Raw genomic sequence first — 23,484 nt, forward strand, 5'->3', positions numbered from 1 at the left:
CTGCGGGGCGACCTCGGTCATGAGGGCGTCTCCGCTTCCTCGGCCCTGCGCAGTCCGGTCTGGAACGCGGCCATCAGGCCCGGGTCGTGTGCGACGTCCTCGGAAGCACCGGCGCTGCGGACCGGGTGCGGCTGTTCGGCGGAGTGGTCCCGGCGGCGGCGCTGAGGCAGCAGCGGACGGTCGCCCTCGCCGTCGGAGGGCACCGGGGCGGGCTGGGGTTCGGAATCGGACACGCGCGGATTCGCGACAACGGTCATCGCTGTGGCCCGGGGGTCCGCCGCCTCGGGCTCCACCGGGTCTTGCGGTACCGCGTCAGGGGTCGGGACGGTGTGGCGCGCGGGAGCTGCCGGCTGCGGGCCGAGCAGAGCACTGGGCAGCACCATGACGGCCTGAGTGCCGCCGTAGACGTTGCTCAGCAACTGCACGGCGATGTCGTGCCGCAGGGCCAGGACGGAGACCACGTACAGGCCGATCCTGCCGTCCCGCAGCAGCTCGCCGAGGGCGACCTTGTCGGGTGCGCTCAACACGCTGTTCATCTGGTTGCGCTCGGCCGGGGACATGCCCAGGCCCCGGTCCTCGACCTCGATCGCCATCCCCGCGGCAACGGGCTCCACCCGCACGTGCACGGTGGTCTGGGGCGGTGAGAAGACCGTCGCGTTCTCCAACAGCTCGGCCAGCAGATGGACGACGTCGACCACGGCGTGGCCGCTGACCGCTCCGTCGATGGGCGGGACCAGCTTGACCCGGGCGTACTGGTCGATCTCCGCGATGGCGGAACGCAGCACGTCGGTCAGGCCGACGGGGCGGGTCCACTGGCGGTGGGTGTTCGAGCCACCGAGCACGGCCAGGTTCTCGGCATAGCGGCGGATCCGGGTGGACAGGTGGTCCACCCGGAACAGCCCCTTGAGCAGGTCGGGGTCCTCGACCTCGTTCTCCAGGCTGTCCAGCAGGCCGATTTCGCGGTGCACCAGGGACTCCAGCCGGCGCGCCAGGTTGGCGAACACCTCGAACTGCTCCAGCCGGGAACCGTGTTCCGCACCGACCGCACGGGCGGCGGTCTCAAGCAGGGCTGACTCCGCCTCGTGCCGGGCTGCGGCGATCTCGAATCCGAGGCGGGAGAGTTCGTCCGGGCCGGTCTCCGGCGGCAGTTCAGGCCGACGCCGTACAGGATGCTCGCCAGCCCTCAACCGACGACACAGTGACTCCAGTTCTGCCCGGCTCTCGGCTGTGGTACGGGTGAGCTCGGCCAGCTCGGCACGGTTCCGGTCGGCCGAACGGGACAATTGCGCCCAGTGCTTCGTGACTGCTCGTGCCTCTGCCGAAGCCCGTATACCCGCGATCCCGGCCGCCATGGCGCCTGTGAGGACCAGACCCCCGAACACCACACCCTGGTCCACACGGTCCAGGTAACCATCGCGGGCCAACGCGGTGGCCACCGCACCGGCAACGGCGACCGCGCCCGTCGGCAGTACGGACGACAGCACCAGACGCCGCCTCAAGGACCCGGCTCGCGCCTCGGTCACATACGAGGTCACGGGCGACGCCAGCCGGTCGCCCGGCGGCATGGAAGGATCAGGCATAACAGTCCCTGAGCAGTGCGATGATCGGGCCGAGCGCGCACGTTACCGCGCACAAGGACCCGGATGTCAGCCCCTGACACGTATAGAATTCGAACCGTTGTCCTCACCTTCGTTTCGAAGGTACCCGATCCCGGCGTGCGAGGGGGGACAGCACCATGCCTGCAGCCGTCGCCAGAAGGCTGGTCCCTGTACCGTTCGGAAACTGATCGCTGCTACTCGGTGTGGGTCTGGCGCGCTGTGACAGCTTGCTGGAACCCTGTGCGGATGATCGTCTCACTCGTGTACCGAGTGACTCGGAAGCTGTTCTCCGTCCCGGCGGTGCTGGCTGCGCCGGGACGCAGCCAAGGACGCGGAGCTGTTGGTGCTCCGGCGCGAGAACACGGTGCTGCGCAGGCAACTCTCGGGCCCGCTGCGGTACACAGCAGACGGAGGCGGGTCGGCGCCGCCATTGCTGCGGGTCGGGCCAGCCCAGACCCGCGGGGCCGGTCGGGGTGGCGTTTGGGGGCTGACAAGCGTGATTGCGGGTGAGGATGAGCCGTCCGGCGGTGTTGCGGACGCGTTCTTGCGGTCGCGGCAGCCCTTGCGCCACCAGTGCGCCGCGTAGCTGCCGGTAGACCAGGTTCAGGTCCGGGTCCCGATCCGGGCCGGGGACGCCCTTTTTCCAGGATGCTGTGCAGCAGGGCTTCGGCGTAGTCATGGCTTGAGCGGGTTGCCCCGATATGTCGTGGCGGCGGTCTGGTCTTCGCGCGGGGCGCACCGTCAATACGGTGGTGGTGGGAGAGCATGAGTTGCTTGGATCGGCGCATGGAGAACTCGATCTGGGGCGCGTTGCTGCCGGTGGTCCGGGAAGAGGTGGACGAGTTGATCAGGAGTGGTCGGCGGCTTCACGCGGTGAAGCTCATCCGGGAGGCCCACCCGGGGCCGCGACCTCAGCTGTCCGACGCCGTGGAGGTGATGTGCGAGCGCGAGGCGGAGCTGCGGTGCTGACCTGGGTGGTCGGGGGCCTGTGCAGTGAGTCCGTGGGTCCAGCTGCGACGCAGAACCTTGTTGGAGTCCAGATCACCGATTATCCGGCTGGCAGGACTTCAGGATACTCGTGTGGGGTCAGTTTCGTGGCGGTCTGTCAGCTTGGTGGGGCGCCGGAACGGGGCAGGCACGGGCTTCCAAGATCATGGAGTTCTCGACGCCCCGTGATCCGACTGGAAGACCGTGCCTGCCGACGCATCATCGCCGATCCCGCCTGCCTTTGACCAACTCCGCCGGCATTCTGAGGCCGTGCCCGAGGAGATTCCGGGCCTGCTGGAGCGACTGGCCGAGGTGCCCGACCCCCGGGACCCGCGCGGCGTGCGGCACGCCCTGGTCGCCGTGCTCGCGCTGACCGCGTGCGCGGTTCTGGCCGGGGCGACCTCTCTGCTGGCGGTTGGCGAGTGGATCGCTGACGCCCCGTCCGGTGTCCTGGAGCGCCTTGGTATACGGCCCGATCCGCTGTTCCCGAAGCGGTGCACGCCTACAGAAACGACGGTACGGCGGCTGCTGGGCCGCATCGACGGCGACGCGTTGGACCGGGCAGTGGGCGGCTGGCTGGCTGACCGGTGCCCCGGCACCGACGGCCAGCTACGCGCACTGGCGGTCGACGGCAAGAGCCTGCGCGGAGCAGGCAGGGCCAAGGGCCGGAAGGTACACGTGCTCGCCGCATGCGACCCCGTCCGCGGCTTGGTCCTGGCCCAGCTCGACGTGGGCGAGAAAACCAATGAGTATCTGTATCCGGCGTACCGGACGTCGGCGCAGCCGTGAAAATTGTGCTGTGTGGCGGCTGCTCGTCCGACGCCGATGGGTCACGTCCGTGGGAGGACACCGTTGGCGAATTCGGCGGTGCGCTATCCGGGCCGTAGGCGGGCGAAGCGGGAGGCCCTTGTCGTGGCCAGTGGGATGCCGGTGAGCCATGCGTCGATGCGGAGGAAGTCGAGGGCGGCGGCTGTCAGCACGTGCTGGAATCGTGTCTTGTCCAGGCTGCGGTAGCGGGATCCGCGCAGGTCGCAGCGGCGAAGGCCCTGGCCGATGGTGCCCTCGATCCCCGCTCGGATGTTGAAGTGCTGCTGCCGCTGCGGCGTCTGCTGTGCCTGGCGAACGCGGCGGATCACTTCGTGTTCCTCACGTGGTCCCAGGGCTAACTTGCGGGGTGAGTTGGCGGAGCGGGTGCACTTGGCGCGGACCGGGCACGGGGTGCAGTGCTTCGGATCGAAGGTGACCAGGGACTGAACGTAGTCGGGCCGCTGCCGGTGTGGACGCCAGCCGGTGCTGTGATGCCCCTGGGGGCAGATGGCCTGCTGCGCATCCCAGTCGATGACGAAGCCGTCGACGTCGAAGCCCTCACCGGCCCTTCCCTGCCAGGTCACATCGTGACGGACCGGACCGACCAGCTCGACCTGGTACTCGCTGCGGCTGGTGGCCAGCAGGTTGGCGCTGACGTAGCCGCGGTCGACGAAGTGCTCGCCGGCCAGCAGGCCGACGGCGGCCAGATCGGCGTGGACGGGCCGGGTCATCTCCACGTCCGTGACGGTGGCAACGGTGGTGGCGACGTGGGTGATCAGGTGCGGGGCGCCGGGGTCGCAGGTCTCGGTCAGGTGCACCTTGTAGCCGCTCCAGTCGACCGCTCGCTTGATGCTGTAGCGGGCCTGCGGGTCGTAGGGCGACTCGACGCGGTAGTGACACGGCGGCATGTTCTTCGGTTCTCGCATCCGTGCCTGCCCGTCGTCCACCCAGAACTGCTGGATCCACACGGTGCGCAGGGTTTCGACGGCCGGAAGCTGCCGCAGCCAGGCGGGAGTATCGGGGGCGTGGACGGCGGCCATCAACCGCGGGCCGTCGGCTCCGGTCCGCTCGCCGTACTCGGTGCGGGCCCGCTCGCCGCGCGGCAGGCGGTAGTCCTCAATCCGGCGCCCATAGCGGTCGAACCAGTCCACCGGGACCGACTCGACCAACCACTCGGGGGCTGCCGCAGCCAGCGCGTTGAGTGCCGCGCGCAGCTGCTCAGCGGTCAGCTCCAGACGGTTCAGTCGCCGCACCGCTGCCAGGACGTGGGTGGAATCGGTGCGTTGCCCGCCGGGACGTTTAAGCAGGTCGACTGCGCGCAGGCGTTCCAGCACCAGATCGAGCAGACGCTCCGGGCTCCCGCCCGCGAGATTGCGATCACGGAACTCGGTCAGTAACGAATGATCGAACCCTGGATCAGTGAGCTCCAGCCCGAGGAGAAACTTCCAGTCGATGCGCGCCCGGACGGCGGCCGCGGCCTGGCGGTCCGACAGGCCCTCCACGAACTGGAGCACCGAGACGAGGGCAAGCTGGTGGGGCGGCCAGGCGGGCTGACCGCGTCGCGGATACAGCTCCGCGAAGTCCTGGTCACGGAACAGCGGCCCGAGCACCTCACGGATCCGCATGCACAAGCAGCCCTTGGGAAACGCCAGCCGGGCTACTTCGGCAGTCTGCTCCGGCACCTCGCCGAGAACACGGGGATGCAGCGACACGACACTCACCTCATCGCGACGTCCCCGCACATGGTCACTCCATCATCCCCCCAGCGGCGGCCAGTTGGAACACACCGCAGAATTCGCCAACGGTTTCCCACAGGGGACATGACCCTGCGCGCCGGAGAGGCGGTCCGGCCTATCGCGCAATATTGACGTGGGCACGTCCGGTAGCTACGTTGCGACAGTGCTCCAGGCCGGTCTGGTGTCCAGCGGCTGGAGAGGTGAGAAAGGTTCTCGGCTCCCTGCAGTACTCGTTCGGACATTCCGTCTTCAAGACAACGTTGTCAAGTGTGATCTCGAGGTGAGTCGTTGTGCGTCCCGCCGTCCCGCCTGCGAGACGACAGGGTCGTGCGTCGAGGTGCGGGGTTCGCCTCGTTCGGCGGTGTGCGAGCGGGTGTTCCCCTGTGACGGCCTGCCGGAGAACACGGGTCCGACGACAACGTTGCCAACACGCCCCTCTTGTCGTCCTCACGCACGAGGGAACGGGACCTCCCGCCGCCGAGCGGACCGCGGCCCGTTCCCCGACCGGACCAACACCCCTCACCGGGGTCCTTCTTCGTCCGTCCGGCTCGGTGTGCTCCCGAACGCATCCCTCAGGAGGCAGATCGCGATGTTCTCGACCCCTGTCGGCGGCCGCTGGCATGGTACGCGCAGACGACCCTGCCGCGGCCACTGGATCCGCACGGCCCTGGGTGCCGCCGCTGGCGTCGCCCTTCTGGGCGCGCACGCATTAGTCGTCCCCGTCGCATGGGCGGAGCCCGCGCAAGCGGCGGAACTCGTGTCGTCACCGGCGGACCTGGTCAATCCCTTCATCGGCACGTCCAACGACGCAAATGACTTCCCCGGTGCGGACGTCCCCTTCGGCATGGTGCAGTGGAGCCCGGACACCTCGTCGCGGCCGCCCGGTGGCGGGTACGAGTACAAGGACTCCTCGATCACGGGATTCAGCCTCACCCACATCGCGGGACCGGGCTGCGGAGCCGCGGGTGACATACCGGTGCTGCCCACGGTGGGCGCCGTCAGCAACACGGCGACGGACTCCTTCTCACACGCCAACGAGTCCGCCTCGGTCGGCTCCTACAAGGTCGCCCTCGACAACAAGGTGACGACCGAACTCACCACCACCACACGTAGCGGCATGGCTCGCTTCACCTTTCCCGCGACCGCCCAGGCCAACCTCGTCCTCAAGTTGACCAGCAGTCAGAACGGCGGGACATCAACACAGTTCAACGTCGTCTCCAGTACCGAGGTCAGCGGCCAGGTCACGAGCGGGAGATTCTGCGGCGCCGGGAACACCTACACCGTCTACTTCGACATGGTCTTCGACCGGCCGTTCACCTCCAGCGGCAGCACGCTCGCCCACTCGACGAACACGCCCGAGCCGTCTGCCGACCGGGCTGGTAAGAATGCCCCGGAGAAGCCGAACAAGCCACGCTTGCACGGATCCATGTCGAAGCCTCGCGCCGACAAGGCGGTGCCCCACGACGCCTCCCCGGGCGCCGCAGCCTCGAACGCGCACGTCACGTTCAACACGAGCGCGAACCAGGTCGTCCAGGCCAAGGTCGGCATCTCCTACGTCTCCGTGGCCAACGCGGTCGCCAACCGGACCGCCGAGAACGCCGACTGGAACTTCGACGGCGTGCGCGCCGCGGCCCACAAGGCTTGGGACACGCTGCTGGGCAAGGTGCAGATCGCCGGCGGCACGGCAGACCAGCAGAAGATCTTCTACACGGCCCTCTACCACTCGCTGCTGCACCCGAATGTCATCAGCGACACCAACGGCCAATACTACGGCTTCGACGGAAAGACGCACACGGTCGATACCGGACACGACGCCGCCTACGCGAACTACTCCGGCTGGGACATCTACCGTTCCCAGGCCCAGCTCGAGGCGCTGGTGAGCCCTCAGGTCGCCTCCGACACCGCCCAATCGATGACCGACGACTACGCCCAGACCGGGATCTTCCCCAAATGGTCGGAGAACAACGGAGAGTCCTTCGTCATGGTCGGCGACCCGGCGGCGGCGATCATCCCCGACTACTACGCCTTCGGCGCGCGGAACTTCGACACGTCGAAGGCGCTGGTCGGCCTGCTGAAACAGGCGAGCACCGCGAACAACGACCGACCGGGCCTGAACTACCTGGACAGCCCCGGTTACGAACCCCACGACGGCAGTTACGGCTGTTGCAACTTCTACGGCCCGGTGGCCACGACCCTGGAATACGACACCGCGGACTTCGCCCTCTCCGCCTTCGCCGGCTCCCTCGGCGACACCCGGAGCCAGCAGACGTACGCCCATCGCGCGCAGGACTGGCGCAACATGCTGAATCCGGCCTCCGGCTTCGTACAGCCCCGCAACACGAACGGCTCCTGGACCAGCGGATTCGATCCCACCAGCGGTACAGACATGGTGGAGGCCGACTCGTGGATCTACTCCGGCATGGTTCCCTTCAATGTAGCCGGGCTCGCCACCGCCAGGGGCGGCGACAGAGTGATGGGCGACTATCTCGACACCGTGCTGCGCAGCTACACCGGCGCCAACGGCTACGCGTGGGTCGGCAACGAGCCGAGCATTGAACTGCCCTGGGAGTACGACTACATCGGTCGGCCCTACCGGACCCAGGCGACGGTGCGCTCGATCCAGGACGAGATCTGGTCCAACACCCCCGCCGGCCTCGCCGACGGCAACGACGACCTCGGCGCGATGAGCGCCTGGTACGTCTGGTCCGCGCTGGGCATGTACCCCATGACGCCCGGTACGTCGGACCTCGCCCTCGGCTCGCCTCTGTTCTCACAGGCCGTGATCAATCTGCCCTCCGGCAAGACCCTGACGATCAACGGCGAGGGCGCCGCGGACAATGCGCCCTACGTGCAGTCCGCGACCTTCAACGGGTCTGCGTGGAACAACGCCTACGCACCCACGAGCGCGATCAGCTCCGGAGGAACGCTCAGCTACACGCTCGGCACCAGTCCGAACACCGACTGGGCCGCGACCGCGTCCGCCGCCCCGCCCTCCTACCCTGGTGACACAGCCGCCCCGCCGAAACCACGGGTGGGTCCCATCAAGTCCGGCGCGAATGCGGCGCAGTGCATCGACGACGCCAACTCCGGCACCGACGATCACACCGCGATCCGTTTGTGGACCTGCAACGGCACGTACGCACAGGACTGGACGGTCGCGGCGGACGGCAGCCTGCGTACCCTCGGTAAGTGCCTCGACGTGACGAACAGCGGGACGACGAACGGCACGCTCGTCCAGCTTTACACCTGTAACGGTACTGGTGCCCAGAAGTGGACGCTCGGCGCCAACGGCTCCCTGACGAATCCCAATTCCGGTCTCTGCCTGGACGACCCCAATTCGTCCACCACGGAAGGGACACGACTGCAAATCTACACGTGCAACGGGACCGCGGCGCAGAAGTGGACGCTGCCACCGGCTTGACGCCTCCGTCACGCGCGAGCGCCTCATCGGCACATCACCCGTGAGGTCGCGGTTCCGTTGCCGGCTGGACCGTGAGTGGGACCTCGGCGCTGCGAGTGTCCCGCCTTGGCACCTTGCCCGCATGCGAGGCGCCCCAGATGTCCCGAGGGCCGGACAGGCGCAGATGGCGGGATATGGGCCGCCACTACGGCGGTCCTCCCCGATGCCCGGCGACGGCTCCATGCGCCCTCGCCCTTCTGACCTCCGGGCGGCGGAGCGAAGAAGAGCGAGGGCGTGGGCTGGGGTCCGTCTCCACAGCCCTCAGGCTCCGGGACGAGCAGCTGTGCCTCGTGAGGGGACCAGCCGACCGTCACCTCGGTGTCGAGGTGACGGTCGCGCGCGAGCCCGTACCGAGTTCCCGCATGACAACGTTCTGGCCGCCCACGTGCAGTCGGTGGCGGACCATGGCTCCGAGGCTGGTGGACGACAGCACTCGGCCGGAGCCGCGGTTCTCGGTGCGGTCGGCGTCGACGAACCGCAGATGCTCGGGGCGGATGGAGACCGCGTACGCGTCGCCTCTGGCCCCCCGCGATCCCGTACCCACAGCCTCCTCGCTCTCGCCGAACGGGGCCCGGCACTCGTCCACGCCCACAACTCCCACCTGCAGCGGGAGAAGAGCACGAGGCAGATGTGAGAGGGGCCGGTGGAGTGGTGGAGCGCCGGTGCGCTGGTGAGCGCTCAGCCCAGCGAGGAGTACGCCTTCGTGGCCACGGCCCTCGGCACGATCCGGCACCAGGCAGTGGACACCCCGCCGCCGGACCCCGTCGAAGGACTCCTGTACGCGCTCCCGGAGGGCCGCTGCGTCATCGACGCCCAGCGGCCGGCCACCCCCCTGGGCGACACGAGGCCCGCGCCCCGCGTATCCCCCTGGTTCGGCTACTCCCCGATGGACCCGGCCCACCTGCGGACAGCGACGGGATCGTGTTCGTCAAGGACGTCCCACAGATCCAGCGCTGATGACTTCGGCCATCACCGGCTTGTGGTTCAGTCACCACCAGGCGTCGATCATGAATTGGCGCAGGCCCACATCTACTCCAGGATGGTTGGCCCCGCGCTGCCTGCAACCCTCAACGCCGATTGCTGGTCCCCACAGCGGTGACCGCCGATGCTCCATGCGGACGACTCGGCGACCGAGGTACCGGGGCAGAACGGCGCGCACAGTTCTGCCGTCGTCCGCCGCGGCCATGACGGTGACGCCAAGGGAGGGCCAGTCGGTGGACCATGGGCCAGCCGAAGCCACCACCGCCACCAGTCAGGTGGGGGTGCGCATCCGCGGGGCCGCGGGTTGGCCTGCGCCACGCGCAACCCAGCCGCACCAGGCGTGCGAGCTTGGGCCCACAGCCGGTGCCGCCTCCTTTCTTGCGCCGCCACATCGCGGACGCCGCCCCCTCGAAGCAGGACCTCCACCAGCTGCCACTCACTCATACGGGGGAGCGGCACCGTTCTTCCCGGGCGTTCCGGTCCTGCCACTGGACAATCCGGCCATGGGTACTGGTGGGCGGACCCGACGGGTCGGTGTGCTCTATCTCTTGCTGGCGGCCGGTGGCATGACGGGGGCCGTGTGGGTGGCCTCCCGGTTCGGCCTGCCCGTGACCGAGACCGTGGCGACACTGCTTCCGTCGGTGGGCGGTCTCTACCTGTCCTTGTCCTGGGCGGCGTTCCGCGCCGATCGGCGGGACGCGGCCGAGGAGCGCGGACACAGTGCGGCCGAGATCGCCGATCGGCTGGCGGTCGCCGTGCGCGGGCAATGGGACGCCGAGGCCCGGGTGCGTCGACTGAACGACCCCTATCCGCTTCCGGTGTCCTGGCGGGCAGCAGATGGGCGGTTTGCCGAGTCGTGGCCGCTGCTGAGGGAGATGGCCGAGAACTGGCCGTCCGGCCACGCGTCCGATCCCGACGGCTGGGCCGCCGAGCCCGCCGAACTGGCCGGTTCCGGCGGGGAGATCACCAAGGTGTTCCTGCGACGGGTGCCGACACGCCGCCTTCTGCTCCTCGGAGGTCCCGAGAGCGGGAAGACGATGCTGCTGATCCGCCTGCTGCTGTCCCTCGTCGCCGAGCGCGAAGAGGGTGGAGCGGTGCCGGTGCTGTTTGCGCTGGCCTCATGGAATCCTGCGGAACAGATGCTCGAGGACTGGATGGCGGAACGGCTCGCGCGTGACTACACCGGTTTCGGCGAGCCACAGGCAGGGCACCCGGACAGGTCGGTCATGCCCGGACCCTGCTGGAGCACCGGTTGATCCTGCCGATCCTGGACGGCTTCGACGAGATTCCCCAAGGGTTCCGCGGTGCGGCGCTGGACTCGATCAATGCCGCCCTGCCCCTGGGGCAGCCCGTGGTGCTGTCCAGCCGGGTGACGGAGTACGAGGACACGCTGGGCCCGGCCCGCGGGGTACCGGTGAGGCTCTGTGGTGCTGCCGCCGTGGAACTGCGACCGCTGGACGCGCCGGACATCGCCGACTACCTGCGCAGGGACGGCGGGGGACAGGACACGGTGGCCGCTGCCCGGTAGGAACCGGTGATCCGACTGCTCGGCACCGCCGCCCCGGTGGCACGGGCGCTGACCACACCGCTGATGCTCTTCCTGGCCAGGACGGTGTACAACCCCCGTCCAGGAGAACAGACCGCCGCCCTCCCCGCGCCCGCGGACCTGTGCGATCCGGTCCGCTTCCCCGATCCCGCCGCGGTCCGGACCCATCTGTTCGACGCGTTCGTGCCCGCCGCCTACCGCCCGCATCCGCGGTATCCCTGCCGCTGGTCTCCCCGGCGGGCCGAGGACGCCCTGCGGTAAACTCCGCGATTCCGAAGACGCTTGATCTACCCGCCCGCCGCCAGGGCCGATTTGTTCCCGGTCAGGTGTTGACCGGCCTGCAGGGAGGCGAAGTCGGGGTACGCCTGGGGCAGTCAGCGGGAGGCGATGACTACACCGTTCGTGCGGGCGATGAACTCGCCGGGTGAGGCGCTTCCTGCCTCGTCGACCAGTCGCTGGAACTCGGCGATGCCATCGACGGCTTCGCCGCGGACCTCGAAAACCCAGTCCGTTACGGGCTCTTCGTTCATCGCGGCCGCAAGGCTGTTCACCAGCTTGCTCCCAACGGGAACCCGGTCGTCGGATCCGGGGAATGGGTGGGCTGAGGTGTAAGTCACTGACCAGTTGTTGATCGCCATGCCATCGCACGATAGCGGAACACGCTCGGCTGAAATTGGCGGTTTGCTTTAGGAGTCGCTGTCTTACCGAACTTGATCGCAGAGTTTCTTCTGGTCGGGCATACGATCGCGAAGTTGCGCAGGACTGCCATGGCACGTGGTCCGGAGCGGGTTCGTTCACAAGTCACCAGAGAATTCGTACTGGTTGTAGTGCAGCGCCCCTAAGCCGGTCTTCCAATGTGTGACAGGTCGGTCGATATCGAGGCTAAATTTCACTGCTCCCGGGCGAGTTCATGCCTCGCTGACCTGTGGTGATGCAAAAGTGCGAAATTCGAGAAGTCAGGGATCTATCAATTAAGAATGCGTAGGTGTGGTCTGGTCCGTATCAGAGGTTTGGCAGCGGCTGGGGCGGCTATCGGGTGGTGACACAACGGCGTGCTGAAATAAGTAGGTGGTTGGGGAAGGAGGGTGACACGGCCTTGGGACTGGAACAGCAATTGGCGCTTAGTCTCGGGCTCTTATGACAGCTCGCCAGTTCATCCGGCGGGCTGTTTCTGTCTGTGCTGAGGGTTTCCGGCATGACGTCAGCCCGGCAGTCGCGTCGGGTGGGCGCCAGGTGCCACGGCTCCGGTGGGGTGGTACTGCTCGCAGGGACGAGAGAAGTGCTGGTCAGCCGGGGCTTGGAAGGCTTCGAGTCGTGCCAGGGCGTCGGTGACCAGGTTGGTCCAGGGCCAGTGCCTCGCGAGCCGGAGAATGCGGCGGCGGCCGGTGGTGACCAACTGGGCAGCGATGGAGAACAGCCGCAGCCACAGGCGTTTGGGCTCCCACAGGCGGGCGGTGCCGGCCAGAGCGAGCATGGGCATCCAGGCGAGCGGGTCGAGGGTGATCTGGACGATCTCCAGCCAGATCTGGTGCTGCGCGGCGTCGTGCAGGGGCAGATTGCACAGGCCGGTGGCGTGGGCGGCGCGGATGCGGTCCTTGGCCCTCGCGCGCTGGTGGTGCCGCAGTTCGAGCGCGGCGATGGGGACGTTCCTGGTGTTGGAGGCGAAGCAGGCAAGGCGCATGCCGTCGGCGTCGGTGAAGCGTAACTGGGCACCGGAGTGCGGGCGTTCCTTGCCGAGGATCAGCCGCATCCCTTTGGTCCGGCCGGTCAGACAGTCGCCGTCGAGTTCGACGACCTCGGCAGCAACGGCTCCAGCACGGCCCACGCGCCGTCGGCCAGATCCCGGCTGCCGAGCATGGCCAGAACAATGAGTCACATGGTCGCCGAGACACGGCCCAGCGGTTGACCTGTGGCTGATCGGCGGGCTGTCGCCCGCCCGCGGGGTCAGGCTGCCTTCTTGCTGATCTCGTCGATGAGGAGGTGGGCGAGCTTCTCGGAGGAGGCCGGGTTCTGGCCGGTGTAGAGGCTGCGGTCGCTGGTGACGAAGGGACGCAGCGGCAGGGTGCCCTTGACGTAGTCGGCACCCTCCTCGCGGAGGCGGTCCTCGAGAAGCCAGCGCGCCTTGCGGGCGAAGCGGTTGAACAGCTCCTCACGGTTGGAGAGCCCGGTCAGTCGGTACCCCTTGAACGGCCAGGTGCCGTCTTCGTTGCGCGCCGCGAGCATCGCCGCAGGGGCGTGGCACAGCAGAGCCAACGGCCTGCCCGAGGCGAGACGGTCGGTGAGCAGTCGCCCGGAGGTCTCGTCGTGGGCGAGGTCCTCCATCGGGCCGTGGCCGCCCGGGTAGAAGACGACGTCGTAGTCGTCGTGGTCGACGCTGTCCAGGGACACGGGGCGAGTGAGCTGGGTGCTGATCGAGTCGAGGTAGCGCTCGACCTCGCGACGCTTCCACGGTGTGCCGCCGGCGAGGCCGAGGCTGAGGCGGTCAAGGGTGGGCGCGACACCGCCAGGGGTCGCGATGGTGATCTCCCAGCCGGCCTCAGCGAAGATCTTGTGGGGCGTCGCCAGCTCCTCGGCCCAGTAACCGGTGGGATGGGTCGTTCCGTCGTTCAGCGTCCAGTGATCGGCTGCGGAGACCACAAACAGGATCTTGGTCATCTCTTTGCTCTCAGTTCGTCATGCGTTGTGCTGCTTGGCTGCGCCGGACCGGACGGCCCGGTTGATCGTGGAGCGGGTGCGATTGCAGGAGGACGCGGCGGCTGAGGGTGAGGGTCTGCCGACGCGCCGGAACCGGGACGGGTGTGCCGTCGCGGCGTTCAACGGCCAGAAGACAGGGCTGGGGCCATGGCCGTAAACGGTCGAGTTCGCACAGGGTTCGGGTGATGACCTGCTCGGCTGTCTGATCGAGGCCCGCAGCCGTTTCCGCCACTCGTGCCACGTCGCAGAACTTCGTGCGGGTGGGACCAGGGGCTGACGGCGGGCACTGCCAAGCCCTCTTCGCGGTGCACGTGGGCGAGTGTCTCGATCCGCCGAGACGGTCGGGTCCGGGCTGATGGCCGACTCGCTCGCCACCCTCTTCGGCCGGGGAGCGCCGAGCATCCTCCTCTGGTCGTTCTCCGGCACGCACTTCGCCCTGCTGTCGGCTTCATGGGCGGCGGCAGGTCAGCGTTGTGCGACGTCGGGGTTGACCAGGACGATTTTGCCGATGTGGTGGGAGTCCAGGATTCGGTGCGCTTGGGCGGCCTCGGTCATGGGCAGGGTCCGGTCGATGACCACCTGCACGGATCCATTCTCGATCAGTGGCCATACATGGTCCTGGGCCTCGGTCACGATGGCTGCCTTCTGCCCGGTCGGGCGGGAGCGCAGGGTGGTCCCGTGTACGGACGCACGCTTGAAGAGGAGTTCGGCGAGGTTGAGTTCGGCCTCCAGGCCGTTCTGCAGGCCGATGACGACCAGGCGCCCGTCAGGGGCCAGGGAGTGGACGTTGCGCTGGAGGTAGTCGCCGCCGATGACGTCGAGGATCACGTCGTAAGGGCCGTGCGCGGTGAAGTCCTCGGTGCGGTAGTTGACCGCGCGGTCGGCGCCGAGGTCTCTGACCTTGGTGGCCTGTTCGGGGCCGCCGACGGTGGTGACGACGTGGGCGCCGTGGGCCTTGGCGATCTGGATGGCCATCGCGCCGATGCCGCCGGCTCCGCCGTGCATGAGGAAGGTCTCGCCCGCCTTCAAGGCGCCGGTCATGAAAACGTTGGACCACACAGTGGCGGCGGCTTCCGGCAGGGCCGCCGCCTCGATGAGGCTGATGCCCTTGGGGACCCTGAACAGTTGCCCGGCGGGGACGGCGACCTTCTGTGCGTAGCCGCCTCCGGCGAGCAACGCGCATACTTCGTCGCCTGGTTGCCAGTGGGTCACGCCCTCGCCGATGGCGCCGATCCGGCCGGAGACCTCCAGTCCCGGGTAGGGCGATGCTCCCGGTGGGACCGGGTACCACCCCATCCGCTGTGCGACATCGGCCCGGTTGACCGCGCCCGCCACCACGTCGACGACGACCTCGCCTGCGGCTGGGGAGGGGTCCTCGACTTCGGTCCATTCCAGGACCTCCGGCCCGCCGGGTTCCTTGATCGAAATTGCTTTCATGTCTCTCCTTCTCGCATGCCTGACCGGTGACGATGCATGCGCCTGCCGGCCGTCGCCGAGATGCTGATGCGAGCGCGCGGGGATCGGCCCGGCCTACGGGGCTCGCCGCGCGGGCGGCCGGAGCGGTCTGGGGCTTCGGCTCGGCGCGGCTGCGGGACTGGCTGCCCACGTAGCCGATGTGTACGCTGTATACATTAAGAGACGGGAGTGTGCAGTGTCAACATCGGGCGGTGGCGGGTACCACCACGGCGATCTGCGGGCGTCGTGCCTGAGCGCGGCTCTGGCCTTGCTGGAGGAGGGCGACGAGGCCGCGCTGTCACTACGTGAGGTCGCGCGCCGGGCAGGCGTGTCGGCCAATGCGCCCTACCGCCACTACCCGGACAAGGACGCCCTGCTCGCCGCGCTCGCCACACACGGTTTCAACGAGCTGCGCGGCCGACTCGTCGATGCGCAGGATTCGGCGCTCGCCGGGCAGGAACTCGTCTGCCTGGCCCAGTCGTACGTGCGGTACGCGGTGGAACACCCCGCCCTGTTCCGGCTCATGTTCAATCGGCCCTGCGATCCGTCGCACCCGGAAGTCAAGGCCGCCGGAGACGCGGCGTATGCCGTCATCTCCCCTCACGTTGTCGCCGGTGTTCCCGCGGAATCGCAGGAGGCGCGCGTGGCCGGATGCTGGTCGCTGGTTCATGGCCTGGCCTCGCTGGTCCTCTACGGCAAACTTCCACGCGGCGAGGCCGCCATCCAGGAGGTGGACGAGCTGGTGCACGGCGCGGTCGCCGCGATGAGCGGCTCACAGCCCGCGACCGCAGGTTGATCCGACGCCTCGGAACCAGGCCGATGGCCGGGGTGCCGACCCGTCGGGCGGCGCTACGGTGACACAAGGACTCGTACCCCGATCCCGGCCCATCCGTGGCAACTGCCGAAACAACGTTGGGCCAGGACCGCGGCGAGCACTGGGGCCTCATCAGGCAGTCGGCAGCGGCTACCGAGGGCCGTCCATCGGTTCGAGACCGGTCATCTCGAACTCCACCCGGACCTCGTCGGCCAGCCGCAACGCACCCAAGAACGCGGTGTAGGGCGTGATTCCCCAGATGGATTGCGAGACGGTCGCCCAGCCGCGCAACTGCCCGTCGCCATTCTCGTTCCCGTGCACCGTCACCAGGTGGGTCCGGCCCTTGATGGTGAGGTCCCCGGTGATCTCGAAGGACTGCGGAGTTCCCGTGATGCGGGTGGAACGGAAGGTGATCCTGGGGTGCTCCGAAGTGTCCAGCAGGGCCTTTTTCCCCAGTGTCTGCTTGATCTCGGCCCGGTCGGCTCCGGTGAGCGCCTTCAGCCCGCCTGTTCCCTCTCGTACCTGCAGCGAGCCCGTCTCGACCGTCACGCTCACCGACGCCCTGTCCGGGGCGCCGACGACCACCACGGCCTCCCCTGACCATCGGGTGGCTTCGATCGTGAGGTCGTGCCCCGCCCGGCGGCCCAGCCCCGCGCGGCCAGTCTTGATCAAGAGGCGACCGGTGGACGGCCCGAGCCGGTACGTTCCGTCTGTCAGCGTCACAGCGCCGAGGGTACGGCGCGGAGGCGGCCAGTCAAGGCGGACTTGCCGGTGTGTCCCCGTCCACGCGCGGGGGTGACGTCGCTGCGAAGCCAAATCCCGGTTCGCGGTCACGGCCCGCCTTCGCCGGCGAACCACGGGACCGGCCGGGCGCGGTGCGGCGAGGCAGGCTCGCCGCCCGCGTGTGCGGCTCAGCGCCCTTCGAGCGGCGAGCCCTCGGCCCCGCCGGGAGCCGCCCGCCGATGCGCTGCCTTCTTCGGACGGGTTGGGGAGAGCGCCGGTCGGGCGTGAAGGGCGGGAGTGGCCGTCGTACCGCCCGGGGCTGACGGCCACTGCCGTGCCCTGTTGCTCGATCCATCGTCGGTGGTTCGAGTCGGTGGACGGGGCCCGACGGAAAAGGTCCGTGCGACAGGGCAACCTGCCACGGCGGCCAGGATGTTATCCGTTCGTGCATTCCAACATATCTGTGGCTCCGTCCCGCAAGCGCCGGCCCTGGAGACTGCCGACGGCCGCCGCAGTCGCCGCGACCGTGGCCGCCGCTCTGCTGGTCGGCTCCCATTTGTCGGCAGGCCCCACGGCCGCGGGTGACGGCAGGGCAGCCTCACCATCGGGCCCTACCGGAGAGAGCAAGCCGGTCTACTCGTATGCGAAGGCCGTCCGGGAGACCGTCTGGGTCGACACCGGGCTCGACGCGGACCGTGACGGAAAGACCGATCGAGTCGCCGCCGACATCGTGCGCCCACGGGAACCCGCGGCCACGGGCCGGAAGATACCGGTCATCATGGAGGCCAGCCCCTACTACTCCTGCTGCGGGCGAGGCAACGAGAACCAGAAGAAGACGTACGACGCCAAGGGCCGCCCGGTCCGGATACCGCTCTTCTACGACAACTACTTCGTACCGCGCGGCTACGCTTTCGTCGCCGTCGACCTGCCCGGAACCGGCCGTTCCGACGGCTGCACCGACGCTGGAGGATTAGGCGACGTGCTGTCCGCCAAGGCGGTGGTCGACTGGCTGAACGGCCGCGCCAAGGGCTACACCGCCCGCACCGGAACCACTCGCGCACGGGCCTCCTGGAGTAACGGCGCGACCGGCATGATCGGCAAGAGCTGGGACGGCTCCATTGCCAACGGTGTCGCCGCCACCGGTGTACGAGGGTTGAAGACGATCGTCCCGATCAGCTCCATCTCCTCCTGGTACGAGGCCTACTTCGAGCAGGGGGTCCCGCTGGCGGGCAGCGCCCCCAACTCCGGCATGCTGGCCCGCATGGTCGAGCGCGAAGACGCCACGCCCCGCTGCACAGCCGTCAACAAGCGGCTCAATGACCCGGCTCTGGGCTCCGGGGACTGGGCCCCGCTGTGGAGCGAGCGGGACTACACGGCGAACGCTCGCAATGTCGGGGCGAGCGTCTTCGTCGTGCACGGACTGCAGGACGTCGACGTCCGCCCCAACCAGCTGGGGAAATGGTGGGACGCTCTCGCCGACAACGGCGTGGAGCGCAAGATCTGGCTCTCCCAGACAGGGCACGTCGACCCCTTCGACTACCGCCGTGCGCAGTGGGTGGACACTCTGCACCGCTGGTTCGACCATGAACTCCTCGGTTACGACAACGGCATCGACCGTGAGCCCATGGCCGACATTGAACGGACCCCCGGCCACTGGACCACGGACGTCGTCTGGCCCCCGAAGACCACGAGCACCGCGACCCTGCACCCCGCCAGGGGCGCCCAGGCGGGCGTGGGCATCCTCGGAACGCAGACCGGCACCGGGAACGAGACCTTCACCGACGACCCGAGCCGCGGCGAGGCCGAGTGGGCCGCACACATTGGCACCTCGACGCCGGAGAAGGCCGGCTTCACCACCCCACCGCTCACGAAGGACCTGCGCCTGTCCGGCTCCGCGCAGGTGACCGTCACCGCCACTCCCACGACGGCGACCGCACACCTGTCAGCGGTCCTCGTCGACCTCGGCCCGGCCACCATCCGCGACTACGACGGCGGAAGCCTGGGCATCACCACGCGCACCGGCCGCGACTGCTGGGGCTCGAGCACGGGCGGGGACAGCGCCTGCTACAGGAAGACGGCGGCTGACTCCACGGACGTCACCGCCACCGTCGTCAGCAGAGGCTGGGCCGACCTGGGCACCTGTGCCGACGCACGCAAGAGCCGACCGCTCACCCCTGGCAAGGCCTGCACCCTCACTCTCGACCTTGCGGTCACCGACCACGTCGTGCCGGCCGGCCACCGCCTCGCGCTGGTCGTCGCGGGCACCAACAAGAACCTGATCAACCCGCCCGCCGACCGGCCGACGCTCACCCTCGACCTGGCCCGCACATCCCTGCGGATGCCGGTCGTCGGCGGCGGCAAGGCCCTCAGGGCCGTCGGCTGATGTCACTAGGTCAAGCGCAGGACGAGCGGGCGCACGGCGAGCCGGACGAGCCGGATCTCCCGGACTTCGACGAGTTCGTCGCCACCCGCGGCGACCGTCTGTACCGGTCCGCGTGGCTGCTGACGGGTGACGCCCACGCCGCCGAGGACCTCCTGCAGACGGTCTTCGCGCGGGTGTGGCCCAAGTGGCCGCGTATCGCGCGGGACAACCCGGAAGCATACGTACGGCGTGCGCTGGTCAACACGCACGCCTCCTGGTGGCGAAGGCGCTGGCGGGGCGAGACGCCCACCCAGGACCTGCCGGAACTCACTCTGGCCCGGGACGTCTTCGCCGATGTCGACCTGGAGCAGTCGCTGGCCGGCGCAGTGCGGCGGCTGCCGCCGCGGCAGCGGGCGGTCGTTGTTCTGCGCTACTTCGAGGACCTCATCGTCGAGGAGACCGCCCAGGTGCTGAACTGTCGTCCCGGTGCGGTGAAGAGCCAGGCCGCCAAGGCGCTGCGGGTCCTGCGGCACTACCTTGCGCCCTCACATCTGCTGGAGGCCGGTGAGCAGCGGTGACTCACACGGAAGAAGACGAGGAAGACAAGGGCGGCAAGGAAGAGAGGGAAGGAATGGAAGAGGATCTGCTGCGCGCCGCGCTGGCCCAGGGCACTCCGTCGGGCTCGAACCCCCGGCGCGTCCAGGAGATCCGGCGGCGTGTGGCGGTGGCCCGGCGCCGCAGGCGCATGGTGATGGGCGGTGCCGCGGTGCTCGCGGTGGCGGCGGCCGTCATTGCGTACATCAGGGTGCCGCTGCCCTGCGGCGAACGCACCGCGGCAGCACCGGGCTCCTCCTCCTGGGCACCACCCGGCTTCACGGACCTGCGGACCTCCGACCTGACCGCGGCCCCATCCACCGGATGGCACACCGTACTGCGTCCGAACGCATACCCGGGCACACGCGTCGTCGCGACGTACAGTCCGCACCCCACCAGCGCGTCGCCGGCGTCCCTCTCCGACGGATGAGTACTGGTTTTCTACGTCCAGGCCGAGACCCGGACGCCGCGTGCGACGGTGCGCTGGATCTCCCCGGTCGACGACTGGTGCGAACGGGCAGGCGGAACCCAGGAGTTGGTACGCGTACCGGCCAGCACGGCGCCACCGTCCAGGGAAGTGTCGCAGCGGATGGCACCCAAGGGCTACGCCTGCCTGAAGGGCGCCGCACCGACGGTGGTCCGGCAGGCGACGGAGATTCTCGAGACGGCGACCCAGGGCTTCTGACGGGTTCGGACCCGGGCGGCACGTCGGATCTTTCGGCCGGTGTCCCGGTCTGCCCACCGGGACCGACCGGCGCGACCACCGGCAACGGCCCCAGGGTGTCACCGCACCAACTGTCTGACGCTGCTGCCCCAAAGGCTGCGGCGATTCGGTTGAGAGCCGAGTGGATCAGCCGTGGAACCTTGTCAGGCGTGGCCGCCAAGGGACGGACACCCGCACTGTCTGCCGGCGCCCGACGCACACTGTCTCGGCCGGCGTTGTGGCCAGGTGCGCTCGTGAGGATCCTGTGTGCGTGGACCCGAACGTACGCGCCTTCTGGTGACCATGGCGCGCACCCTGCTTCCCTCCCCGGACCCGGTGTGGCGACGCAGGGCATGCGCGGCCGCCCGGCGGCTGGTGAACTGGGATCCGGGACCGGCGGACGATGTTACGACCGGAGCCGACGTCGCCAAGCTCGCCCGCCTGCACCTGCTCTATCTGCAGAGCCGGACCCGCAAGGAGGTCTCGTACAGGAAGAGGGAGACAGCGGTCCGGCTGGCCCGCTCCTCGATCGCGACTTGTCTGCTCGGCATGTGCGCGTTGCACGAGCCGGATGCGGTCGAGCAGTTGAAGGGCAGGCAACTGAAGAGCATGCGGCCATGCTCGGCCACCTGGTCGACGACGATCTGGTTCCCCAGGATCTCGTCGACCCGTCCCCGGCGGCGATGGGCGCGACGGCACACGCCCCCAATGTGATCGCCCTGGCGGACCGGGTCGACGCCGTCACGAACGGGAAAGGGGAGGTGAGTCTGTACCGCCGCTTCTACGTGCCGACCAGCGCGTTGTTCGTGCACGTCAACGCACCGTCGTTGGTGCGGCACGTTGGCCGGGACGCCAGGCTGCACCAGCCAGTCGATGTCACTGGCCGCGTCGGCACAGGGCCTGGAACTGCCGGAGGGCCTGGGTGAACGCTCCGTCGAGTGCATGACGACGTATCACCCCACCATGATCCATCGACAAACGATCTTTGAAGACGGACCCTGGAGCCGTATCAGCTTTCGGGGTATGCCTTCGTCCGTGGGACGGTCGCGAGGGCGCGTAGATCGTCGAACGCTTGGAGGAGATGCGCGTCCAGGCTCTGTGAGGGGTCGTCGATCCAGGCTTGGGCCGCTTGGTGAAAGGCGGCCCAGCCGGTCTGAGCAGCCAGGTTGGCCAGTCGGCCGGCGACACCGCGCTGCCGCAGCGCCTCCGCTACGGCGTCGGTGAGCGACGCGGCCTTGGCCAACTCGCGTTCGCGGAGCGCTGGTGTCACCGCGATGATTTCCAGTCGCGGTTCGGAGAACGGGCGGTTTTCCTCAAGGATCCGTCCGGCTTTCCGCAAGGCGCAGAGCAGTGTCTCGAGCGGCTGCAGACCATCGGGCGCTTCGGCCACCGCCTGCATCAGTGCGGCGCGCAGGTCGGCTTCGCCGCCGAAGAGCACTTCGCGCTTGTCCGGGAAGTGCCGGAAGAACGTGCGCTCGTTGACGCCGGCGCGGGCGGCGATCTCAGCCGTGGTCGTCTGATCGAACCCGCGTTCCCGGTACAGCTCGAGGGCCGCCTGCTGAAGGCGGCGGCGCGCTTCTGCTCCGCTCCGTGGCACCCCTCGAGGTTACCGCATATGCCAGTGACCGACACTACGTTGCGTCAGCGACTGGCGCTACCGTAGTGTCAGTGACTGGCGCTAAGTGGCGCCGGTCACTGCCGTTGAGTGGGAGAGAGTTCATGCATGTATTTGTTACCGGTGGTTCCGGCCTGACCGGCCCCGCCGTCGTCGCCGAGCTCGTCGCGGCCGGACACACCGTCACCGGTCTGGCGCGCTCGGACGCCGCCGCCGCCCGGCTGGAGTCGCTGGGCGCCACACCGCACCGTGGTTCCCTGGACGACCTCGACAGCCTGCGCAGCGGCGCCGAGGCCGCCGACGGTGTCCTGCATATGGCCTTCGGCGGCGACTTCGCCGACCCCGACGAGATGATGAGGCGCGACCGGACCGCGATCGAGACGCTCGGCCAGGCGTTGGAACACTCGGGCAAGCCCTTCGTCAGCACCTCCGGCACGCTGGTCATGCCCGTCGGCCGGAAGAGCGCCGAGAACGACGAGCCCGACCCGGCCGGGATCGCCGGCTTCCGGATCCCGGGCGAGCGTGCCTGCCTGGGCTTCGCCGCCCAGCAAGTACGCGCGAGCGTGGTCCGACTTGCTCCCACCGTCCACGGCCCCGCGGACTACGGGTTCATCGGCATGCTCGTCGCCAACGCGCAAAGGACCGGCATGTCGGCCTACGTCGGCGACGGCGGCAACCGGTGGCCTGCGGTACATCGGTTCGACGCGGCGACCCTGTTCCGCCTGGCTTTGGAGAAGGCTCCTGCGGGCAGCGTGCTGCACGGAGCAGCCGAAAGCGGCGTCACGCTGAAGAGCATTGCGGAGACGATCGCTCGGCGCCTCGATCTGCCCGCGGTCTCTCTGACGCCGGACGAGGCTGCCGAGCACTTCCCAAGCCCGTTCATGGCCACTGTCTATGGCTTCGATGCGCCCGTCTCCAGCTCTTACACGCAGGGGCTGCTCGGCTGGTCGCCCGCCCACCCGACACTGCTCGATGACCTGGAGCACGGCGATTACTTCGCCATGCCGGCCTCCTGACGTCCTGACACCGATCCGGAACCCGGCCGTGAACACCACCATGAGAAGTGTCCGCTTCCGCGAGTGCGGCCAACCGGGCGACGTGCTGTGAGTTGCGGTCGGCGTCGGCGGCGGGAATCTGATCGGGAGGGTTCCCGTCCCGCGTACCCCCCGAGCCGAGGCGGGAACCCGTATCCGCACGCACGGCCGTTGGTGGCAGGGGGGACCATGCACGGACTGGAGGTGTTGCGCGGGGCGTGGTTGTGGAGGGGACGGTGTGCCCGGGCGTCGCCCATTGACTGCGGGGACGATCGTCGGCTGAAGCCCTGCGGAGCGCATCGCCGCGTACGCGATCGCCCTTCACGACGGCGTGCCCACGGTGCGTGCCGGTCCATCACGGGAACTGGTGACAGG

Annotated in this window: 20 protein-coding genes and 2 pseudogenes; 13 read left to right on the forward strand and 9 right to left on the reverse strand. The window is 68.8% G+C overall.

Features of this window, described 5'->3' with window-relative positions; genetic code table 11:
- Positions 1-17: 17 nt before the first annotated feature.
- Positions 18-1,580 carry a sensor histidine kinase gene (locus tag ACIPSA_RS41995; protein ID WP_402645081.1) on the reverse strand — a complete coding sequence of 521 codons (1,563 nt, stop codon included), beginning with the start codon at positions 1,578-1,580 and terminating at the stop codon, positions 18-20.
- Positions 1,581-2,384: 804 nt separating this feature from the next.
- Between ACIPSA_RS41995 and ACIPSA_RS42000 the strand changes: the two genes are divergently transcribed.
- Together ACIPSA_RS42000 and ACIPSA_RS42005 are read left to right on the forward strand one after the other, a co-directional pair.
- Positions 2,385-2,567: a hypothetical protein gene (locus tag ACIPSA_RS42000; RefSeq protein ID WP_402645083.1), complete on the forward strand. Its 183-nt coding sequence runs from the start codon at positions 2,385-2,387 to the stop codon at positions 2,565-2,567.
- A 288-nt stretch (positions 2,568-2,855) separates the two neighbouring features.
- Positions 2,856-3,374: a transposase family protein gene (locus tag ACIPSA_RS42005; protein ID WP_402645086.1), complete on the forward strand. Its 519-nt coding sequence runs from the start codon at positions 2,856-2,858 to the stop codon at positions 3,372-3,374.
- A gap of 83 nt (positions 3,375-3,457) precedes the next feature.
- On the opposite strand, the gene ACIPSA_RS42010 is transcribed toward ACIPSA_RS42005, so the two are convergent.
- Positions 3,458-5,104: an IS1182 family transposase gene (locus ACIPSA_RS42010; RefSeq protein ID WP_402645089.1), complete on the reverse strand. Its 1,647-nt coding sequence runs from the start codon at positions 5,102-5,104 to the stop codon at positions 3,458-3,460.
- Between the two features lie 613 nt (positions 5,105-5,717).
- Here ACIPSA_RS42010 and ACIPSA_RS42015 point away from each other — a divergent pair.
- Positions 5,718-8,549 carry a lectin gene (locus ACIPSA_RS42015; RefSeq protein ID WP_402645091.1) on the forward strand — a complete coding sequence of 944 codons (2,832 nt, stop codon included), beginning with the start codon at positions 5,718-5,720 and terminating at the stop codon, positions 8,547-8,549.
- Between the two features lie 349 nt (positions 8,550-8,898).
- On the opposite strand, the gene ACIPSA_RS42020 is transcribed toward ACIPSA_RS42015, so the two are convergent.
- A complete protein-coding gene (locus ACIPSA_RS42020) occupies positions 8,899-9,189 on the reverse strand; it encodes a TOBE domain-containing protein (protein WP_402645094.1) in 291 nt (96 codons plus the stop codon).
- On the opposite strand from ACIPSA_RS42020, the pseudogene ACIPSA_RS42025 reads away from it, so the two are divergent.
- The 4 genes and pseudogenes from ACIPSA_RS42025 to ACIPSA_RS42040 all read left to right on the forward strand — a co-directional run.
- Positions 9,130-9,545 (forward strand): annotated as a pseudogene (locus ACIPSA_RS42025) (erythromycin esterase family protein); the annotation flags it as partial. The gene ACIPSA_RS42020 and the pseudogene ACIPSA_RS42025 sit on opposite strands and share 60 nt — an antisense overlap.
- 527 nt (positions 9,546-10,072) lie before the next feature.
- A complete protein-coding gene (locus ACIPSA_RS42030; protein WP_402645096.1) occupies positions 10,073-10,825 on the forward strand; it encodes a hypothetical protein in 753 nt (250 codons plus the stop codon).
- Positions 10,822-11,097, forward strand: a complete 276-nt coding sequence (locus tag ACIPSA_RS42035; protein WP_402645099.1) for a hypothetical protein — start codon at positions 10,822-10,824, stop codon at positions 11,095-11,097. The genes ACIPSA_RS42030 and ACIPSA_RS42035 overlap by 4 nt, the downstream gene beginning before the upstream one ends.
- Positions 11,098-11,103: 6 nt before the next feature.
- Positions 11,104-11,376 carry a hypothetical protein gene (locus ACIPSA_RS42040; RefSeq protein ID WP_402645101.1) on the forward strand — a complete coding sequence of 91 codons (273 nt, stop codon included), beginning with the start codon at positions 11,104-11,106 and terminating at the stop codon, positions 11,374-11,376.
- Positions 11,377-11,489: 113 nt separating this feature from the next.
- Here the strand turns inward: ACIPSA_RS42040 and ACIPSA_RS42045 are convergent, their stop codons facing one another.
- The 4 genes and pseudogenes from ACIPSA_RS42045 to ACIPSA_RS42060 all read right to left on the reverse strand — a co-directional run bounded on the left by ACIPSA_RS42045 (position 11,490) and on the right by ACIPSA_RS42060 (position 15,246).
- Complete coding sequence (locus ACIPSA_RS42045; protein WP_402645103.1) at positions 11,490-11,753, reverse strand: hypothetical protein; 264 nt, start codon at positions 11,751-11,753, stop codon at positions 11,490-11,492.
- A gap of 653 nt (positions 11,754-12,406) precedes the next feature.
- Positions 12,407-12,916: pseudogene (locus tag ACIPSA_RS42050) on the reverse strand (transposase); the annotation flags it as partial.
- A gap of 143 nt (positions 12,917-13,059) precedes the next feature.
- Complete coding sequence (locus ACIPSA_RS42055; protein WP_402645106.1) at positions 13,060-13,770, reverse strand: type 1 glutamine amidotransferase domain-containing protein; 711 nt, start codon at positions 13,768-13,770, stop codon at positions 13,060-13,062.
- A 504-nt stretch (positions 13,771-14,274) separates the two neighbouring features.
- Complete coding sequence (locus tag ACIPSA_RS42060) at positions 14,275-15,246, reverse strand: NAD(P)H-quinone oxidoreductase (RefSeq protein ID WP_402645108.1); 972 nt, start codon at positions 15,244-15,246, stop codon at positions 14,275-14,277.
- Positions 15,247-15,460: 214 nt separating this feature from the next.
- Here ACIPSA_RS42060 and ACIPSA_RS42065 point away from each other — a divergent pair, with 214 nt between their 5' ends.
- The gene (locus ACIPSA_RS42065; protein ID WP_402645111.1) at positions 15,461-16,060 is read left to right on the forward strand and encodes a TetR/AcrR family transcriptional regulator; all 600 of its coding nucleotides are present in this window, start codon (positions 15,461-15,463) and stop codon (positions 16,058-16,060) included.
- A gap of 168 nt (positions 16,061-16,228) precedes the next feature.
- Here ACIPSA_RS42065 and ACIPSA_RS42070 read toward each other — a convergent pair whose 3' ends face one another.
- Positions 16,229-16,801, reverse strand: coding sequence for a YceI family protein (locus tag ACIPSA_RS42070; RefSeq protein WP_402645114.1), 573 nt, complete (start codon positions 16,799-16,801; stop codon positions 16,229-16,231).
- Between the two features lie 445 nt (positions 16,802-17,246).
- Between ACIPSA_RS42070 and ACIPSA_RS42075 the strand changes: the two genes are divergently transcribed.
- The 4 genes from ACIPSA_RS42075 to ACIPSA_RS42090 all read left to right on the forward strand — a co-directional run bounded on the left by ACIPSA_RS42075 (position 17,247) and on the right by ACIPSA_RS42090 (position 21,174).
- Positions 17,247-19,184: a Xaa-Pro dipeptidyl-peptidase gene (locus ACIPSA_RS42075; RefSeq protein ID WP_402645116.1), complete on the forward strand. Its 1,938-nt coding sequence runs from the start codon at positions 17,247-17,249 to the stop codon at positions 19,182-19,184.
- Positions 19,184-19,741 (forward strand): SigE family RNA polymerase sigma factor, encoded by a 558-nt coding sequence (locus ACIPSA_RS42080; protein ID WP_402645119.1) that lies wholly within the window; start codon positions 19,184-19,186, stop codon positions 19,739-19,741. Before ACIPSA_RS42075 ends, ACIPSA_RS42080 begins: the two co-directional genes overlap by 1 nt.
- Positions 19,738-20,187, forward strand: a complete 450-nt coding sequence (locus ACIPSA_RS42085; protein ID WP_402645122.1) for a hypothetical protein — start codon at positions 19,738-19,740, stop codon at positions 20,185-20,187. Before ACIPSA_RS42080 ends, ACIPSA_RS42085 begins: the two co-directional genes overlap by 4 nt.
- A 540-nt stretch (positions 20,188-20,727) precedes the next feature.
- Complete coding sequence (locus ACIPSA_RS42090; RefSeq protein WP_402645125.1) at positions 20,728-21,174, forward strand: hypothetical protein; 447 nt, start codon at positions 20,728-20,730, stop codon at positions 21,172-21,174.
- Positions 21,175-21,469: 295 nt separating this feature from the next.
- Here ACIPSA_RS42090 and ACIPSA_RS42095 read toward each other — a convergent pair whose 3' ends face one another.
- Positions 21,470-22,057, reverse strand: a complete 588-nt coding sequence (locus ACIPSA_RS42095; protein WP_402645128.1) for a TetR family transcriptional regulator — start codon at positions 22,055-22,057, stop codon at positions 21,470-21,472.
- Positions 22,058-22,179: 122 nt separating this feature from the next.
- Here ACIPSA_RS42095 and ACIPSA_RS42100 point away from each other — a divergent pair, with 122 nt between their 5' ends.
- Entirely contained in the window at positions 22,180-23,091 is a 912-nt protein-coding gene (locus ACIPSA_RS42100; protein ID WP_402645131.1) for an SDR family oxidoreductase, read from the forward strand.
- Positions 23,092-23,484 lie beyond the last annotated feature (393 nt).

Origin of the sequence: Streptomyces sp. NPDC086549 (assembly GCF_044746205.1) — a bacterium.
Lineage (GTDB): Bacteria > Actinomycetota > Actinomycetes > Streptomycetales > Streptomycetaceae > Streptomyces.

Bases quoted from the DNA above. Each gene is read 5' to 3' on its own strand.
- ACIPSA_RS41995 (WP_402645081.1), bottom strand. From the start codon at position 1,580: ATGCCTGATCCTTCCATGCCGCCGGGCGACCGGCTGGCGTCGCCCGTG.
- ACIPSA_RS42000 (WP_402645083.1), top strand. From the start codon at position 2,385: ATGGAGAACTCGATCTGGGGCGCGTTGCTGCCGGTGGTCCGGGAAGAG.
- ACIPSA_RS42015 (WP_402645091.1), top strand. From the start codon at position 5,718: ATGTTCTCGACCCCTGTCGGCGGCCGCTGGCATGGTACGCGCAGACGA.
- ACIPSA_RS42030 (WP_402645096.1), top strand. From the start codon at position 10,073: ATGGGTACTGGTGGGCGGACCCGACGGGTCGGTGTGCTCTATCTCTTG.
- ACIPSA_RS42045 (WP_402645103.1), bottom strand. From the start codon at position 11,753: ATGGCGATCAACAACTGGTCAGTGACTTACACCTCAGCCCACCCATTC.
- ACIPSA_RS42055 (WP_402645106.1), bottom strand. From the start codon at position 13,770: ATGACCAAGATCCTGTTTGTGGTCTCCGCAGCCGATCACTGGACGCTG.
- ACIPSA_RS42060 (WP_402645108.1), bottom strand. From the start codon at position 15,246: ATGAAAGCAATTTCGATCAAGGAACCCGGCGGGCCGGAGGTCCTGGAA.
- ACIPSA_RS42080 (WP_402645119.1), top strand. From the start codon at position 19,184: ATGTCACTAGGTCAAGCGCAGGACGAGCGGGCGCACGGCGAGCCGGAC.
- ACIPSA_RS42100 (WP_402645131.1), top strand. From the start codon at position 22,180: ATGCATGTATTTGTTACCGGTGGTTCCGGCCTGACCGGCCCCGCCGTC.